At 62.6% G+C, this 17,183-nt stretch carries 12 protein-coding genes; 3 read left to right on the top strand and 9 right to left on the bottom strand.

The window, feature by feature from the left end; translation table 11 throughout:
• The first annotated feature begins 70 nt into the window (after positions 1–70).
• On the top strand, positions 71–577 hold the full coding sequence (locus tag B0G76_RS38305; RefSeq protein WP_120297855.1) for a hypothetical protein: 507 nt from the start codon (positions 71–73) through the stop codon (positions 575–577).
• A 31-nt stretch (positions 578–608) separates the two neighbouring features.
• Here the strand turns inward: B0G76_RS38305 and B0G76_RS38300 are convergent, their stop codons facing one another.
• From B0G76_RS38300 to B0G76_RS38260, 9 genes are all read right to left on the bottom strand, one after another.
• Positions 609–1,943, bottom strand: a complete 1,335-nt coding sequence (locus B0G76_RS38300) for a glycosyltransferase WbuB (protein WP_120297854.1) — start codon at positions 1,941–1,943, stop codon at positions 609–611.
• 58 nt (positions 1,944–2,001) lie between these two features.
• A complete protein-coding gene (locus tag B0G76_RS38295) occupies positions 2,002–3,144 on the bottom strand; it encodes a glycosyltransferase family 4 protein (protein WP_120297853.1) in 1,143 nt (380 codons plus the stop codon).
• A gap of 113 nt (positions 3,145–3,257) precedes the next feature.
• Positions 3,258–4,214, bottom strand: a complete 957-nt coding sequence (locus tag B0G76_RS38290) for a GDP-L-fucose synthase (protein WP_120297852.1) — start codon at positions 4,212–4,214, stop codon at positions 3,258–3,260.
• A gap of 5 nt (positions 4,215–4,219) precedes the next feature.
• Positions 4,220–5,338 (bottom strand): GDP-mannose 4,6-dehydratase, encoded by a 1,119-nt coding sequence (gene gmd, locus B0G76_RS38285; protein WP_120297851.1) that lies wholly within the window; start codon positions 5,336–5,338, stop codon positions 4,220–4,222.
• A gap of 110 nt (positions 5,339–5,448) precedes the next feature.
• Positions 5,449–7,683, bottom strand: a complete 2,235-nt coding sequence (locus B0G76_RS38280; RefSeq protein ID WP_120297850.1) for a polysaccharide biosynthesis tyrosine autokinase — start codon at positions 7,681–7,683, stop codon at positions 5,449–5,451.
• Positions 7,684–7,768: 85 nt separating this feature from the next.
• Positions 7,769–8,908, bottom strand: a complete 1,140-nt coding sequence (locus B0G76_RS38275) for a polysaccharide biosynthesis/export family protein (protein ID WP_120297849.1) — start codon at positions 8,906–8,908, stop codon at positions 7,769–7,771.
• Positions 8,909–8,975: 67 nt separating this feature from the next.
• Positions 8,976–10,361 (bottom strand): undecaprenyl-phosphate glucose phosphotransferase, encoded by a 1,386-nt coding sequence (locus B0G76_RS38270; protein ID WP_120297848.1) that lies wholly within the window; start codon positions 10,359–10,361, stop codon positions 8,976–8,978.
• A 57-nt stretch (positions 10,362–10,418) separates the two neighbouring features.
• Entirely contained in the window at positions 10,419–12,017 is a 1,599-nt protein-coding gene (locus B0G76_RS38265; RefSeq protein WP_120297847.1) for a sugar phosphate nucleotidyltransferase, read from the bottom strand.
• A 99-nt stretch (positions 12,018–12,116) separates the two neighbouring features.
• Positions 12,117–13,103, bottom strand: coding sequence for a helix-turn-helix domain-containing protein (locus tag B0G76_RS38260; RefSeq protein WP_120297846.1), 987 nt, complete (start codon positions 13,101–13,103; stop codon positions 12,117–12,119).
• A gap of 807 nt (positions 13,104–13,910) precedes the next feature.
• Here B0G76_RS38260 and B0G76_RS38255 point away from each other — a divergent pair.
• Together B0G76_RS38255 and B0G76_RS38250 are read left to right on the top strand one after the other, a co-directional pair.
• Positions 13,911–16,205, top strand: a complete 2,295-nt coding sequence (locus B0G76_RS38255) for a hypothetical protein (RefSeq protein ID WP_120297845.1) — start codon at positions 13,911–13,913, stop codon at positions 16,203–16,205.
• A 422-nt stretch (positions 16,206–16,627) separates the two neighbouring features.
• Positions 16,628–17,080 carry a GDP-mannose mannosyl hydrolase gene (locus tag B0G76_RS38250; protein WP_120297844.1) on the top strand — a complete coding sequence of 151 codons (453 nt, stop codon included), beginning with the start codon at positions 16,628–16,630 and terminating at the stop codon, positions 17,078–17,080.
• Positions 17,081–17,183: the final 103 nt, after the last annotated feature.

Genomic DNA, 17,183 nt, shown 5'->3' with positions numbered 1-17,183 from the left:
TTTGGCGGCTGCGCGCGTGCAGGTTGGCGCACGATAGCTCTATTGAGACCGCATCTCCCTGGGGCACACGATGATCATCTCGTTCCGGCATACCACCACCTCGCTGTTTCTCGCCATCGCCGCGTATGCCGCACCGGCGCTCGCGCAGAACGCAGCACCTGCGCCCGCTGCGCCGGCCCTTGCCGCGACGGCGTCGACCAGCTACAGCACGCCTGCTCCCGCAGCGCGCGCCAACCCCGGCGCGGCGCATCGCAACAGCGAAGCGCAGTTGCTCGGCGCCCCACGCGAATACGGCACACCAGGCGCGCAGCAAGGCAATACCGCCGACGCCCAGCAGGCTGCGCTGCTCGACGAACAACGCATGACCGTGTTGGGAGGACAAGGCGGTCAACCGGCAGTGGGCAAAGGCCAGCGCAACAACAAGGCGCCTGCCGCTGCCAACGGCAAGGTACGCGTAGCGGGCCAGCCAGGCGCCCCGAATGCGGCCGCTAGCCTGATGCCAGAAGGCGCGGCGAAAGCCGCGTACGCCGATCCGTACGATCCGGGCAAGCACGCTGTCTACCGGTCCCCATGGTGAGTTTGCATTCATGAAATGGCCGCGTGCCGGATCAATCCGGCGCGGCTTCCTCCGTGGTAGCCGGCTTGTGCTGCCGGGCCGCAGCGGGTGACGGCCTCGGGCTGCCGAAATACGGCGTCTCCACTTTCGCGCGCTTGCCACGTGACTCGCGAACCAGCGTCACGAGACGCTCTTCGAAAGTACCCATCGTCGACTCCGGCGAAAGCGCGAACTCCGCATAGTCGCGCGCGGCCTGGCCAAGCGCCGCGCGCCGTTCTGGATCGCTCGCCAGCATCGTGATCGCCGCGGCCAGCGCCTTGACGTTATCCGGCGGCACGACCACGCCGCGCGGCGACACGGCGTCGTAGAGACCCGTGCCGCTCCGCGCCATGGCCACCACGGCGCGCCCGCTGGCAAACATGCCGGTGAGTTTCGACGGCATCACCAGATCGGCGGCGTCGCCGCGTTGCGGCAGAACGTGGATGTCGGCGAGATTGAGCAGTTCGTTCAGCTGTTCCGCCGGTTGCAGCGGAATGAAAACGCAGTTCTTCAATCTCGCGCAGCGCTCGAGCAAACCCTCTTTCGCGGCGCCGCTGCCGCAGAAAACGAAGGTGACGTCGGCACGCGCGGCAAGCAAGGCAGCCGCATCGGCGAGCGTTTCGATACCCTGCTTCGCGCCCATGTTGCCCGAGTACAGCACCACCTTCTGGTCGACCGGAATGCCCAGCAGACCCCGGAAACTGCTCGCACGCGTCAGCGGAAAGATGCTCGACACATCGACCCAATTGGGCAGGCACACGACCCGCGCAGGCTCGACACCCTTCTGCACCACACGCGAACTCATCTGCGGCGTAATCGACGACACCGTATCGAAGCGCCTCAGCAGCATGCCTTCGAGCCAGCGTGCCATGCGGGCTGCGCGCGAACTTTTCAAAAGACCCAGATCGAACGCCGCGTCGACTTCGAAGTCCTGGATATGCACCCACGCACTCGCGCCCGCGAGACGCGCGAGCGCCAGCGTAGCGGGCGCGCACATCAGGGTCGGTGCGATCAGCATCGCCGCATCGGGACGCCATAGCACCTGCCGGGCGAGCAGCGGCAACGAGCTCACCGCGAAGCTTGTCAGATGCAGCATCCGCTTCAGGCCGTTGGGGCGCGCGGGCACCCACAGCGGCGCGCGCCAGATCGTCACGCCGTCGCGCATCTCGCGCTGATACCGCCAGGACACATAGTCCGCGGCAACGTGCCATTCCGGGTAGTAAGGCGGCGCGCACACGACGCGAACCTCATGGCCACGGCTGGCCAGAAGCACAGCCATTTCCGCCGTGTACTTCCCCACTCCCGTCAGTTCAGGCGCGTAATTGAGGCCGTAGATGAGGATCTTCATTGTGGCTGCCAGAACGAGTTATAGCTTTTTCGCATGCGCGACAGGGCCGCGCCGCGCGTCAGTCGCTCAGCATCAGCGCGCAGCCACGAGCGATATTGGCGGCGGCAGAAGGTGGATCGAATCGGCGAATCACATCCATGCACCGGCGCGCCGTGCGGCCTGCGTCGGCGAACGCCTCTATCGCCTTGAGCATGGTGCGCTGCAAGCCGGCGACGTCGCCCGCCGTGAAGGCATAGCCGCTCACGCCGTCGATCACCAGTTCCGGCACGCAACCGCAACTCTCGCTGACCACCGCCGGGCAGCCATGCGCGAGCGCCTCGTTGACAACGAGTCCCCACGGCTCGCTGTAGCTCGGCAGCACCATGCAGGTCGCACCGTAGTATTCCCGGGTGAGCGGCTCGTCCTGCAAACTGCCGGCGAAGATCACCGCGTCGCCCAGTTCGAGGTCGGCCACCTTCGCATGCAGCATGTCCGCCATCGGCCCCGTGCCGACAATGCGCAGCTTCGCCGCTGGAATACGGCGCCGCAAACCCGCGAACGCTTCGATCAACGTGCCGATGCCCTTCTCTTCCGAAAGACGGCCGACGTAGAGAAAAATTGGAGGATTGCCGGCGCGTGCCGCAACCCGCCCGACCAGCGCGCGCTCCGGCGAAAACGATCCAGGCATTGCCGCGGCCTGACACGGCACGAAGATCTTGTCGCGCTTCGCGCCGAGTGACAGCAGATACTCGCGGCTGCGCTCGCCGAAACCGAAATAGCCGTCGCAGAGCGAGAAGAACACGCGCTTCGGAATCGACGTCAGCAGCTTCTTGGGCCGGTCGCGCGCGGTCGAATCGCAGAACACCGCGCGCCGCTTGCCGGTCACGATGCACGCCGCCAGCATCGCCCAGTATTCCGGACGGTGGTAGCCCGGCAGAACGATCAGATCCGACTTGGTCCGCAACACTTCCCAGGTGAGCCGCGCGATCATCTTCATCGTCGGCACATCTTCGTAGCAACCGTCGAACAGCTTCTGCATCGGGTAGCGATGGTATGAATAATCGACGTCCGAAAAACCGACACGGTCGTGCTCGGTATCCGCGATCTGCACCATCGAGTAGCGAATCGCTCCGGATGACGAAATGTTATGCAAAGCGGAGAACACGACACCCTTGTGGCGCGACCACACGACGTTGTGGAAGATCGTGACTGACGCTGTCATTTTTATGCCACTCCTCGAATAATCGTCCCTGCGGGCGTTGCACGCTAATCTCGCGAAACGCCCACCTGTCCCCTCAATTCCGAAACCGCGCTCAACGGCCTTTCAGTGCGCGCCTAAGCCTGCATGGCGGCGGCGGTCGAGCCGGCGTGCAATTCGACGAATTCACGATACGTGGACGCGATGCCCTCTTCGAGGCCAATGGTCGCGTGCCAGCCCATTTGTGCGAGCCGCGATACGTCGAGCAGCTTGCGCGGCGTGCCGTCGGGTTTGGACGCGTCGAACACGAGTTCACCCTCGAAGCCCGCCACCTTGCAGATGCATTCGGCCAGCTCGCGAATCGACAGGTCTTCACCCACTCCGACGTTGAACAGGCCTTCTGTCACGTTATGCTCGAGCACGAAGAGCGTCGCCGCGGCGAGATCGTCGACGTGCAGAAACTCGCGGCGCGGCGTGCCCGAGCCCCACACCGTCAGGGTCGCGGAGCCGTTCACTTTCGCTTCGTGCGCCTTCCTCAGCAGCGCCGGTAAAACATGGCTGCTGTTCAGGTCGTAGTTGTCATTGGGGCCGTACAGGTTGGTCGGCATCAACGAGACGTACTGTGTGTTGTATTCACGGTTGTACGCCTCGCACAGCTTGAGGCCCGCGATCTTGGCGATCGCGTAAGCGTCGTTGGTCGGTTCGAGCGGCGAGGTCAACAGATACTCCTCGCGAATCGGCTGCGGACATTGCTTCGGATAAATGCACGACGAACCGAAAAACACCAGCCGTTCCACCCGCGCGCGGTACGCGGCATGAATCACATTGGTTTCGATCGTCAGGTTTTCATAGATGAACTCGCCCGGCTGCGACGCATTGGCCAGAATGCCGCCCACCCGCGCAGCCGCGAGCAACACCACCTCGATCTTTTCATGCTCGAAGAAGGCGTTCACGGCAGCCTGATCCGTGAGATCGAGCTCCGCCCTCGAACGCATGACGACGTTGCGGTAACCCTCGGCATTGAGCCGCCGGACCAGCGAGGAGCCGACCATGCCGCGGTGGCCCGCGACGAAGATGCGTGCTTGCTTATTCATTGTCGTTACTCGTGATGTTCCAGCGCCGTGAAACCGGCCAGCGTGACCAGCGCGTCACGTCTCGCGATCTGATAGTCGGCCCGCACCATTTCCTTGACGAGCGAGGCGAACGACGTGGTGGGTTTCCAGCCGAGCTTCGCATGGGCCTTCGACGGATCGCCCAGCAGCGTCTCGACTTCGGCAGGCCGGAAATAGCGCGGATCGACCCGCACGATCACGTCGCCGGGCGACATCTTGATCTCGCGCCCTTCCACCTTCTCAACGATGCCGACTTCATCCACGCCGATGCCTTCGAAGCGCACCGTGACACCCAGCTCAGCGGCGGCATGCTGAACGAACTCACGCACGCTGTACTGCACGCCGGTGGCGATGACGTAGTCCTCCGGCTGCTCCTGCTGCAGCATGCGCCATTGCATTTCCACGTAGTCGCGCGCGTGACCCCAGTCGCGCAACGCCGACAGATTGCCGAGATACAAGGTTTTCTGCATGCCCACCGCGATACGCGCCACGGCGCGCGTGATCTTGCGCGTGACGAAAGTCTCGCCGCGCACCGGCGATTCGTGGTTGAACAGAATCCCGTTGCAGGCATAGAGCCCATAAGCTTCGCGGTAATTGACCGTGGTCCAGTACGCAAACAGCTTGGCGACCGCATACGGGCTGCGCGGATAGAACGGCGTGGTCTCGGACTGCGGCACCTGTTGTACGAGGCCGTACAGCTCCGAGGTGGACGCCTGATAAAAGCGGGTCTTGTCCTGAAGGTCGAGAATCCGGATCGCTTCGAGAATCCGCAGGGCGCCGAGACCATCCGCATTCGCCGTGTATTCCGGCTCCTCGAAGGAGACCGCCACGTGGCTCTGCGCGGCGAGGTTGTAAATCTCGTCGGGCTCCACGCGCTGAATCACGCGCAGGATGCTGGTTGAGTCGGTCAGGTCGGCGTGATGCAGATAGAGTCGCTGGTCCGGATCGTGCGGGTCGCGATAGAGATGATCGATCCGGTCTGTGTTGAACAGGGACGACCGGCGTTTGATGCCATGCACGTCGTAATCCTTACTGAGCAGCAACTCGGCAAGATACGACCCGTCCTGTCCAGTAATGCCGGTGATCAGCGCGACCTTGCGTTTCATGAAGCTCTCCTCTCGTTGAACTTTTCGATGCCGGTGCCCCGGCATGATCGGGCGACCGGCCCCGTGACGGAGCCGCCGCCTCGCAATCCTCAGCCCTCATCCCTCATCCCTCAGCCGGCGATGCTGTCGTATCCGTAATAACCGCCTTGATAGCCGGAACCGAGGAATGCCCCTTCCTGAGGCACATCGGTGAGCAACACGCCTCTGAGCGATACGCCGCCGTTGAACAGGCGCTTGGCCGTCTCGGCGATTTCGTTCAGCGGATGGCGGCCGTGGCGCACCACCAGCAGCGTCGTGCCCGCGTACTTGCCGATCACCGTCGAGTCGGTCACGGCCAGCACCGGCGGCGTGTCGACGATCACGATGTCGTAGTGCGATTTCAACTCGTCGAGCATCGTTTCGAAGCGCTTGCTCATCAGCAATTCGGACGGATGCGAGGGCAGCGTGCCCTTGGCGAGCACGTCGAGTCCGGGCAGCACGTCGCGCTGGATCATCGACGCGAGATCGCCGCCGCTCAGCACGTCCGAGAGCCCCGGCTGATGGCCGATGCCGAAATGCGAATGGACATCGCCGCGCCGCATGTCGCCGTCGATAATCAGCACCCGCTTGTTCGCCGATGCCACCAGTGCCGCCAGATTCACCGACAGGAACGACTTGCCGGTGTCGGGACGCGAACCCGTGATCATCACGACGTTGTTCTCGGCGTGATCGAGCGACAACTGCAGCGAGGTCCGCAGATTGCGCACGCCTTCCACCGCGATGTCTTCCGGCGCCTGCTGCGCGAGCACGTGAAGCCCGCGACGGCGCAGCATGACGTTTTCCTGCAAGCGCAACTGCGTCTGGCTGCGCGGCACGATCGCGAACACCGGCACGCCGAGCACCGCTTCGAGTTCGTCCGGACGTTCCACGCCGCCGTACATCGCGCGCTTGAAGAAGGTCAGCATGATGCCGATCACCAAGCCGCCGCCAAGCGCGATCAGGATCGCCAGCACGCGCTTCGGACGCACCGGATCATCAGGCGTTTCGGCGAAGTCCACCACGCGCACGTTGCCCACCTGGCCGGCTTTCGCCACCCGCAGTTGCTGCGCGCTATTCAACAGATTGGTATAGAGCTCCGTGTCGACGTGCACGTCGCGCAACAGGCGCAATGCGGTCTGCTCGGTATCCGGCATCACGGCAACGCTGCGGTTCATGCTGGCCGCCGCGTTCTGCAAGGCGGCGATCTGCGCGTCGAGCGCAGCCACTGCCGGGTGATTCGCCGTGAAGCGCTGCGACATCTCCGCGCGTTGCTGCTGCAGATCGAGCAGCTTGGTCTTGTTGTCGACCACCTGTTGCAGCAGCAGGCGGCTTTCTTCACCGAGATCGACCGTGCCGTGCTGGTTGCGGAACTTGTTATAGCGTTGCTCGGCGTCGTCGAGTTCCTTGCGCAAGCCGGGCAGTTGCTGATCGAGGAAGGCCAGCATGTGCTCCGCTTCGGTTGAACGGCTCTCCACATCCTGACGCACGAATTCGCGCGCCATGCTGTTGACGATCGCCGCGGTCAGCGCGGGGTCGCCACCTTCGAGACTCGTGCGAATCACGCCGGACTGCAACGTGGTTTCGGCGACCACCAGGGCCTTTTGCAAGCGCTCCACCGTCCCCAGCGTCGAGGCGCGCTGCAACTCGAAACGCGAGCCGGCCGCACCGGTCAGCTTATCCACATGCAACGCGATCGGACCGTCGGCCGTGTCGGTTTCCACGGTCTCGCCGACATGGCCGGAGAGAATCGCGATACCGTTCTTGTCGCGCAGCACGTACGACCCACCCTCGCCCGCAATCAGCGTGAAGCTCGTGTCGTAGAGTTCCTGCGACGTGTCGAAACGCGACACCGCAATGCTCTCGTTACCCCATGCGTAGCCCGACAGATTGATGAACGACGGCAACTTGAAGCCCCATTGCCCGTTCACCAACCCCGCGATCATGCCGCCGATGAACGGCAAGGTGCGCGGCGCAGCCGAAATGTCGAGGTGCAGCTTCTTGACCGTTTCCTCCGTGACGAGACGCGACTTCAGCAACTCGATCTCTGCCGCCGTGGAGGGCTTGGTGTCGAACATGCCGGTGAGCGGCGGCAAGGAATCCTTGCCGTTCGCATTGGCATTAGCCGTTTTGTCCTCGACGTGGAACAGCACATCTGCGCGATACGTCGGCGGAGCGAGAAACGCGTACGCGCACCCCAGCGCGAGCGCGATCAGGGTCACCACCGCGATCGTGCGCCAACCCCTCACGATCGTGCGCAGATAGTCCGACAGATGCAGCTCGTCGGCTGCGGACACGTCGGTGTAGCGGTTTTCGAAGTTGATTGCCATTTTGTTCACCCAACAAAGCCCGGCGGTTCATGGTCACGTTGCACGCTTGTTATCGCGGTAGTTATCACGCTTGTTATCGCGCTTGTTATTTCGCAAGAACGGCACCCGTCACAGCCGCATTGATCGCCGGCAGCAGCAGGTTCAACACACGGTTGAAGCGAACCAGCCCGCCTTGACCGACGTACACGACGTCCTTCGGCTCGAGCTCGAACTGATTGGCAAGCACCATGGACACCGGCGAGGTCGCATCGAGGTGGTAGACCTGCGGCGCATCGCTTGTCGAATTGCGGATCACGAACAACTGCCGGGGCGCGGACGTGTTCGAATCGAAGCTGCCGCTATCGGAAATGGCCTGCGAAAGCGTGAGCGTTCCGTTGCGCATCGGCAGGATGGTCGCCGGCTTGTTGACTTCGCCCATCACATACACGCCGCTGTCTTCGCGCGAAGACACACGTACGATGTCGCCCGGTTGCAGGTAGATATCCGAAGGATTGCGGCCGCGCTTGATCAGATCGTCCACGTTGAGCGGATACGTCACGCCATTGCGGATCAGATCGACGCGGCTGCGGTCCGCGTTGGCGCTGAAGCCGCCGCCCTGATTGATCGCGCTCGTCAACGACATCGGGATGTCGTTGATCGACTGAGCCCCAGGTGTCCGCACTTCCCCATCCACGTAGACCTGCGCGTTCCGGAACGACGCCACCCGCACTGTCACCTCGGGCTTCTGATACACGTTGCTCAGACGCTTATGCAATTCCCGCTGGATCGATGCGACGTCTTTGCCCGCCACATGCACGTTGCCCGCGTACGGGAACTGCACGTCGCCGTTTTCGTCGATCAGAAAACCGGGCGCGGCATCCGATGTTTTCGCGTTCTGCGCAGGCTGGCCAAGCGCGGCGGCGAGTTCCGGGTGATCCCACACGACGATCTGCAGCACGTCGCCAGGACCGACCTTGTAAGCCGTCGGCTTGCCGAACAGCGCGACCGTCTGCTGCGGCAGTGCCGCGGACGTCTGCGCCGAGTTCATCTTGCGCAGCAGCGCGAGGTTGATATCGGTGATCTGTATCTGCTGTTGCTGCGACGCTTCCGTGCTGTAATCCCCACCCGTGTCCTGAATCGCGGCTGGCGTAATCATCCGTTGACCCGGTACGGCCCCGCATCCGGAAAGCAGTACAGTAGCTGTGAAAATCACGAGACTTCCCGTGCGTATACCAAGCGAGCTCATGGTGTTTCCTCCTTGTGCCAGGGACCTGTCCTCGGGGGAGGGCGTGCCCGGCGTGCTTGTTAACTACTTAGTAAGCGTTTCGATGCACCAGTCCGGCGACAATCGTCGCGCCGATAATCCGCATATCGAGCGCGAACGACCAATGCCCCAGGTAGTACAGGTCATGTTCGACGCGACGCTCCATCTTCTCGATGCGGTCGGTTTCGCCACGAAAGCCGTTGATCTGCGCCCAACCGGTAATGCCCGGCTTGATCCGATAGCGATTGATGTAGCCGGCGACCACTTTCTGATAGAGGTCGTCGTGCTCGAGTGCATGGGGACGCGGTCCAACGACCGACATGTCGCCACGCAGCACGTTGAAAAATTGCGGCAGTTCGTCGAGGCTCGTGCGGCGTAGAAATGCGCCGACTTTCGTGACGCGCGCATCGTTGCGCGTCGCCTGCCTGAGCGTGCCTTTCTCCTCGGTATGCAGTCGCATCGAGCGGAATTTGTAGATCGTGAAGACGCGGCCGTCCGCGCCTTTACGCTTCTGCTTGAAGAGAACCGGGCCGCGCGACGAGAGCTTCACCGCGATCGCAATGGCGAGCAGGATCGGCGCGAGACCAATCAACGCCGTCGCGGCGAACAGGCGGTCGAAGATTTCCTTCTTCAGCATCGAACTCGCCGAGAGCGGCGAGGCGACCAGGTTGATTGCCGGCACGCCGAGCAGATCGATCACGCCGCTACCTTCAAAGAGCGCAAGGCTGCGCACGTCCGGCATGAAGCGGATATTCACCAGGTCGCAGCGGAACTCGCCGATCAGTGAACAGATCAGCGGCTCCTCGGTGAGCGAGAGCATCAGCCAGAGTTCGTGCACGTCGTTGGTGCGGATATAGCCCGCGAGCGCGTCCACTGTGTCGAACACCGGTACGCGCGAACTGATGACAGGCGACACGTCCGGGTGCGTGTTGTAGACGGCGATGGCCCGAAAACCGGTGGTCGGCGCCGACTCGATCCGGCGGATGATGTCGTCGCACTGCGTGCCGCTGCCGACAATCGCGACCTGATGCAAATTCATCCCGGCGCCGCGAGCACGCGCCAGCACCGCGTGCGTGATCAGGCGGTAGGAGATCATCAGGCCGCCCGTCATCGCGGTCCAGTAGGAGAACCAGAGTCGCGACACGAAGTCGCTGCGATGCAGCGAATACATCAGCACCAGCGCACAGCCCTGCACCATCAGCCACGCGAGCGACACCTGGCCGGCCAGCGAGAGCTTGGAACGGCCGCGCCAGGATTCATAGACACCGAACGCCGGAAAGATCGCCAGCGCGAAGGCAGCGGAAAACATCACGAGCGCCCAATAGAATCCGGATTGGGCGAGGTAGTCGAAACGGATCTGCGACGCAACCGCCGCCCCCGCGAGCACCAACGCGACATCGAACACTCGCGCGAGTAAATCCTGAAACTTGCGCATTTTGCTTTCCTCGTTCTGGCTGTTCGTTCTTTTCCGCAAATCATCCCTGGCGCGCTGTTAGGAGCAGCGGCCGTAGTTGTCGTTGAACCTCACAATGTCGTCTTCACCGAGATAGGTGCCGGACTGGATTTCAATAATTTCGAGCGGCACCTTCCCCGGGTTCTCGAGCCGGTGACGTGTGCCGAGCGGAATGTAGGTCGATTCGTTTTCGCTGAGCAGGAACTGCTCTTCGCCGCGCGTGACGAGCGCCGTACCGCGCACGACGACCCAGTGCTCGGCCCGGTGGTGGTGCAGTTGCAGCGACAGCTTCGCGCCCGGCGTGACGACGATGCGCTTCACCTGGAAGCGTTCGCCATGGTCGATGGAATCGTAGAAACCCCAGGGGCGGCGCACCTTGCGATGCACGTCGGCCTCGGGGGCGTGCTGCGCCTTGATGCGCGACACCAGGCCCTTGACGTCCTGCACATGTGAACGGTCGACCACCAGCACGGCGTCGGCCGTTTCGACGACCACCACATTGGTCGTGCCGACACAGGCGACCAGCCGGCCTTCGGAATGCGCATAGCTCGACACCGCGCCTTCGAACGTCACGCGGCCGCGCCCGGCGTTGCCGTTGACGTCCTTCTCCATCGCGGCCCAGACGGCGTCCCAGGAACCGAGATCCGACCAGCCGGCATCGAGGCGGACCACCACGCCGGACGGATTCGCACCGGATACGCGCGGGTCTGTGCCGCGGGGTGCGGGTGCCTCGTTCGCAGCGCTGACGTCGCTCGCGTTACTTACATCGCTCTCATCAGTCAGACGCTCCATCACCGCGTAGTCGATCGAGTCCGCGGGCGAACTCAGAAATGCGTCTGCCAGCGGACGGAAATACGCGCCTTCGCTGCGGCCGTCCGCGAATGCCCGTTCGCAGGCCGCATGCATCTCGGGCTGCAGGCGTTTCAGCGTATCGAGCCACACACGTGCCCGTACGACGAAGATCCCTGCGTTCCACCAATACGTGCCCGCCGCGACGTACTGCGCGGCGATTTCCTCAGCCGGTTTCTCGACGAAGCCGTCGATCGCATGCGCGCCCTCAGTCAACGGCGCGCCGATGCGGATATAGCCGAAGCCCGTATCGGGGCGCGTGGGCGGCACGCCCAGCGTAGCGATCGAACCCTGTTCCGCGTACCGCGCCGCACGTTCCAGCGCGCCTTGCAGCGCGGGCACATCCGCGATCGAATGGTCGGCGGGCATCACGATCAGAATCGCGTCGTTGCCGTCCGCGCACGCGAGCGACGCCGCAAGCGTCAACGCCGGCGCCGTGTCGCGCCGTGCCGGCTCGACAACCAGACGCGCGTTCACGCCGTTTTCAAGAAGCTGCTCCGCAATCACGAACCGGTGTTCTTCGCCGCATACGATGATCGGCGACACGTCCACATTCCAGCCGGCGGGAAAGCCGTCCATCCGGCGCGCGGTCGCCTGCAACAGCGAGTCGGAGCCGACGACGTCGATCAGTTGCTTCGGATAGTTTTCGCGCGACACCGGCCACAGCCGCGTGCCCGAACCACCGGCAAGGATGACCGGGACGATGCGCGCGCAACGCGCACCGGTGGTCCCGGCAAGTGCGCCGTCCGGGTTCACCGACGCAGCGCTCACATCTCCCTTAATCAACATATTCGCATTCCTTATAATTCTGTTAGACAACGAACGATTTGCTGAAACACTACGTGATAGGCGCGGTCAGCCCCTCCGCGCGCGCGTTATCCCTTATCCCTATCCTCCGACCATGCGGCGGCTTTGAATCCGGAACTCAGTGGGGGAAATTCTCATCCGCTTGCGGAAGACCTTGGCAAGCCGGTCACCGTTACCCATTCCGGTGCGCCGGGCGATTTTGTCTACCGGCAATTCCGACTCGGTCAGCAGGCTGCAGGTCACCGCGAGGCGCTCATGCAACAGAAAACTCGAGGGCGTGATACCCATTTCCATCTTGAAGCGGCGCAGGAAGTTGCGCTCGCTCATCGCGGCGAACTGCGCCGCATCGGCAATCGAAATCGACTGCTGGCAGTTTTCTTGCAGCCAGCGGGCCGCCGCGCGCACTTTGTCACCGGGGCTCAAGCCGCCGTCTTCGCCAAGCAGCGGCGCGAGATTCGAGCACGAATCGGCGAGCAGTCGCTCGGCCACCGTGCGGGCGGTCGCGCTGCCGAGATCGCGCTTGATCATGGCGAGCGCGCTTCGCATCGATTCGAGCCGGTCGCCCGCATCGCCGTTCTGTTCGGCCTGGCGCGACGGCATCGACTGCGGCTCGTGGAAATCGCCACTGTCCTTGCTGTCCGGCACATAGGCGGCCTCGAGCAGCACGCGCCCTTCGGCGATCGGCCGGATCATGCCGGTATTGCGGCGAATGCGTCGTAACCAGGCAATCAGCCGCTCGTCGCCGGCTGCGGCGAACGCACCTTTGCCACCGGCGACATACAACGCGTCGAAGCCGCCGTAATGCCGCGCATCGAGTCCGTCGGTCCACACCCGCAGCGCGGATGACGAGGTCACCATGCCGCCGTCGGCCGACAGGAAGGAAACGTCATACAACGAGCCGCCCGATCCGGACGACGCCAGTTCGTTTGCAGCCTGGAATACTTCGGCAACCACGCCCGCGCCCTGCAACGAGCAGTCGTTGAACATCAGTATTGCGATGCGACGCATTCCCTTGCTCGGTGCGTGCACCCAGCGCAGCATTGCTGACTCGAGACTCGCGCAGGTCATAGTCATCCTCTCACCAAAAAACGGATAAACGGAGCTACTTTTCAACCTTGATCGCCGGCACGGAGGCATGCTCAGTGCAGTGCATCATAGCCATCCGCAATCAAGCATTTAGCCGCCATGACCGAAAGTGCAGACATGTTGGCGCTTGAATATGATGGCTGGCCAGTGATTTTCGGAACATTTTTTCCATCACTGATTTTTCATCGAATTAAATACCGATTCTGCATATGAATGAATTTACGTTTCGCGAATCTTAATGCTAATTAATGCGATTATTTGTGCGTTAGCCAACATACAATCGCTACTCGAAATGCTTGAGTTGTAATTTGATCCACCCGCCATTCCGCAGATTTGAAGTGACTTCTTTCCATCACGTCGCCGGAATGAGCGCAGCCGCCTTGCCCGCACCCGTCATTACTCTTACCAGATGCCACAGGGGCTTTCTTCTGACGATATTTTCGGTTGGCAGAGACATGAAAAGCAGTGTCCAATATAAACAACTTTCAAGAGAAAAAATTATTTAATTCGTTGTTATAGGGCCTGGCGAATATAAGCACGACGATTAATGTTTCAAACGTGAAACACAACAATAATTGAGCTTTAGCCCGTCCGGCAATAGACGGGCCAATGGCGGATTCTGTCGGATGAGAGCCGGTACGATTCCGCCATCGAATTGCGGAAATAGACTATGTGGTTTCCGCAACAGATCGCGATGCGAGGTGGGCTGAGGCGGGTCCGACCTGGTCAACTAGCACTTCGACGACGTTCTATAGTCGGAACATAGCCGTCGAACGACACGGGGAACACATGTCGAATGTACGTGAAAATCAAGCGCTGCGACCACGCGAAAGAGCCCCTGCCGCCCACGCGTTGGCGCTACACGCTGCTGCCTCGGCGGCGGCATTTATCCTGCTGGGCATGGCGGCTTCATCGTGTCGTGCGGCAGGGCCTTCAACGGGGTCGGACAGCGCGAGCAATGCCAAACTGAGCGTCGACGGAAGAAAGTGGGCACCGTGCGCGGCGGAATACGGCACCTGCCGGTTCAGCGGTACGCGTGACGTGCTGTACGGCACGCCCGAGCAACACGTCGTCAAAACGTTCTCGAACAGTGCCGAGTGCAATAACGGTGTGTTCGGCGATCCGGCACCAGGGGTAGAGAAGCGTTGCGCGGTCGCACTCACGGCGGCTGATTCGAGCGCGGCGGCAAAGGCGGCTGCGGCTGCGGCTGCGACCACAGACACCGCGCCGGAATCGGCGCCCACCGTGCCCACTGCATTAAAGGCGCCGCCCGGACAGGGCCTGCGCTGCGCCGCGCCCTCTTCACAGATGCGCGCAGCGGCAAACGGCGATCTGCTGGAAGCGGACACGCCGAGCGACGGCACGCGCCTGTTCGCAGCGGACAAACCGTTCGCTCTCGTCTTCACCACGCGACCGGCACAAAACGACACGCTCAACTGGCAAATCCGCGACAGCTGGGATGCCGTGCGCGCAAGCGGGCGCTTTCCCGTTGCAGCGGGCGCCATGCTATCAACCCTCAGTTGCGCGTCGAGCATTGCCGGCTACTTCGCCGTCTCGGCTTCGCTGGAACGCGCACACGGCCAGCTCGAATCGCGCGGCACACGTCCTGCGGGCATCGCCACCTTTGGCGTACTGCCCGACACCTCCGCGGCCTTACCCGCCGTACGCGTTCCCTACGAGGACCTGCATCGATTCGGCGGACAGGGCACCGCCTACCTTGCGCCAGGACAGCATTGCTGCGACGGCGACGGCTACCGGCCGGTCTATACGGCGCTCGGCCTTTCGTGGGCAAACGACAACCGCAACTGGTACATGGAAGAGCCTAAAAAGGCGGGCACGTTCGATCCCGCGAGCAAGCAGTTACTCCCCTACTTCCGGCGCGGCGACATCATGCGCCTGATCCAGCTCGACGGCATTCCTCAGTGGGCCAGCCCAACGGGCAAAGAGACGCACAGCTACGTGCCCACCTCGCTCGCGCAAATGAAGGACTACATGGCAAAAGTCGGCGCCGAATCCAACCGCACGCGAATGACCTACTTCCCCACACAACGCGACAACTACTATCAGGTGACATGGGAACCGGACGCCGATGGTGGACTGCCGTGGCGCGATACCGACGCGAATTTTGTCGCGATGTATAAGGCCGTCTGGGAGGGCATTCATCAGACGGACCCGCATGCCGTGGTGATGGGTGTGACGTACGCTTCGGTGCAGGCGAATGTCAGTTGGATGCGCCGTCTCGGTCCGCTCGGAATCGGCCGCTATATGGACGGTATGACGATTCACGGTTATTACGACATCGGCACGACGCCATCGCATCCCCCCGAGCGTGTAGCCGACCCGGGCAATCTCGGCACCGTGCAGGGCGCGCTGCCCGCCGCGATGCGAGCGCTGCGCCATGAGATGCATCAGTACCTGAAACCCGGCGCACCGCTGTTCGTGACCGAAACCGGTATCAGCTACGACATCGGGCAGGCCTACGGCAAAAACTACCCGGACGCGAACGTGCTGTATGCGCAAGCCGCGGTCGTGGCGCGCACGCATCTCATCCTGCTCGGCGAGGGCGCCGACATGACCTATGTGTTCTACCTCGCGGACATGCCGGACGCCGCACCAGGCTACGGGATCTTCTTCGAGCTCGATCATCCGAATGGCGCCTATGGCCCCACGCATATCAGCCCCAAACCCGCCGCGCTCGCGGTGGCGGCGATGACGCGGATCATCGACGGAACGGAGACGCTCGGGCCGCTCAAGGGAACGCCCAAAGGCGTCTACGCGTATGCATTCCGCCGGCTCGGCGACGGCAAGATCGTGACCGCGCTGTGGACACACGACAACGACGCGTGGAACGCCAAAACCGGCTTCAACGCGAGCCAAAGCGCGGATTATCGTCTGCGGGTCGACGCGCCCGGCACGTCGGGCGAAGTGACCGCGTTCGACATGATGGGCAACGCATCGAGCTTGCCCTATCGCGACGGCGTTGCGACCCTCAAGCTGTCGCCATCGCCCATCTATGTGGTCTCCGCCAACGCCGGCGTGTTCAAGGACGCGGTCACGACTCCGGAGGGTTACGTTCCTCGGTAGCTGTGCCGAGCATGGTGCGGATGTTGCATGGTGTGGCCGTGCCGGCGCCTGGATGAACACGGCTCGGTGTCGCGATGCGCCGATATTTCGGCGTGTTGTGACAGGGCCAGTCGCTGTTTGCGCACGTAGAATCCAGGCGGATGCTGCTCTGCATGCCTAACAACACGCTGGAGTCAGGAGATGAATGGCCTCGCATGGACAATGCTAGTGCTAGCTGCGGCAGTCGGGGCATTTCTCTTCGCCACGATCGGCGCGATTCTGGTCGCACTACTGCTCGCGAGTGTCTCAAATCGTCTCGCCAGGACCGATGAGCATCGTCAAGATTACTAGCTTACTGGCTTACTAGCAGCGGCTTCAGCTTCGCTTCAGGTTTCCCCACGATCACCCCTCGCTCAATTGCCGCACGGCCCATTGGAGATGACATGCTGACCGAGATCGATTTCCTCGACGTAGTGCGTCTGACGCCGCTGGTCTCAATCGATCTGATCGTCAGCGACGCCGAGGGCCGCGTGTTGATCGGCTGTCGGCGCAATCGCCCCGCGCGCGGCACCTGGTTCGTTCCTGGCGGGCGTATTCATAAGGACGAAACACTCGACGCCGCGTTCACACGCATTGCCGACGCCGAATTGGGCATAGCAAGACTGGTGCGCTCGACTGGGCGCTTCGAGGGCGTTTTCGAGCACCACTACCCCGACAATTTCGCCGCCGAGCCGGACGTGTCGACGCACTACATCGTGCTGGCGTATGCGCTGCAGTTCACCAGCACCGTCTCGGTCGGCCGGCTTGACCAGCACAGCGAATATCTCTGGCTCGCGCCCGCGGAGCTGCTCGCGCGTGCCGATGTTCACGAGAACACCAAGGCTTATTTCCGCTAGTGCTGGCGGTAGCGCGAGTGTTGAAGGTGCCGATGCCGGCATGATCGATCGCCGGCTGGCAAAAGTAGTGCCCACTGTGAGTTCGCCAACTTGGCGGCCCACG

This window comes from Paraburkholderia sp. BL23I1N1 (assembly GCF_003610295.1).
Classification (GTDB): domain Bacteria; phylum Pseudomonadota; class Gammaproteobacteria; order Burkholderiales; family Burkholderiaceae; genus Paraburkholderia.
This window is presented reverse-complemented; position numbering and strand designations above follow the sequence as displayed.

Excerpts from the sequence above, each read along its gene's own strand:
- B0G76_RS38270 (WP_120297848.1), bottom strand. The coding sequence starts at position 10,361 with ATGCGCAAGTTTCAGGATTTACTCGCGCGAGTGTTCGATGTCGCGTTG.
- B0G76_RS38295 (WP_120297853.1), bottom strand. The coding sequence starts at position 3,144 with ATGACAGCGTCAGTCACGATCTTCCACAACGTCGTGTGGTCGCGCCAC.
- B0G76_RS38265 (WP_120297847.1), bottom strand. The coding sequence starts at position 12,017 with ATGTTGATTAAGGGAGATGTGAGCGCTGCGTCGGTGAACCCGGACGGC.
- B0G76_RS38305 (WP_120297855.1), top strand. The coding sequence starts at position 71 with ATGATCATCTCGTTCCGGCATACCACCACCTCGCTGTTTCTCGCCATC.
- B0G76_RS38260 (WP_120297846.1), bottom strand. The coding sequence starts at position 13,103 with ATGACCTGCGCGAGTCTCGAGTCAGCAATGCTGCGCTGGGTGCACGCA.
- B0G76_RS38255 (WP_120297845.1), top strand. The coding sequence starts at position 13,911 with ATGTCGAATGTACGTGAAAATCAAGCGCTGCGACCACGCGAAAGAGCC.
- B0G76_RS38275 (WP_120297849.1), bottom strand. The coding sequence starts at position 8,908 with ATGAGCTCGCTTGGTATACGCACGGGAAGTCTCGTGATTTTCACAGCT.
- B0G76_RS38250 (WP_120297844.1), top strand. The coding sequence starts at position 16,628 with ATGCTGACCGAGATCGATTTCCTCGACGTAGTGCGTCTGACGCCGCTG.
- B0G76_RS38300 (WP_120297854.1), bottom strand. The coding sequence starts at position 1,943 with ATGAAGATCCTCATCTACGGCCTCAATTACGCGCCTGAACTGACGGGA.
- B0G76_RS38280 (WP_120297850.1), bottom strand. The coding sequence starts at position 7,683 with ATGGCAATCAACTTCGAAAACCGCTACACCGACGTGTCCGCAGCCGAC.
- B0G76_RS38290 (WP_120297852.1), bottom strand. The coding sequence starts at position 4,214 with ATGAATAAGCAAGCACGCATCTTCGTCGCGGGCCACCGCGGCATGGTC.
- gmd (WP_120297851.1), bottom strand. The coding sequence starts at position 5,338 with ATGAAACGCAAGGTCGCGCTGATCACCGGCATTACTGGACAGGACGGG.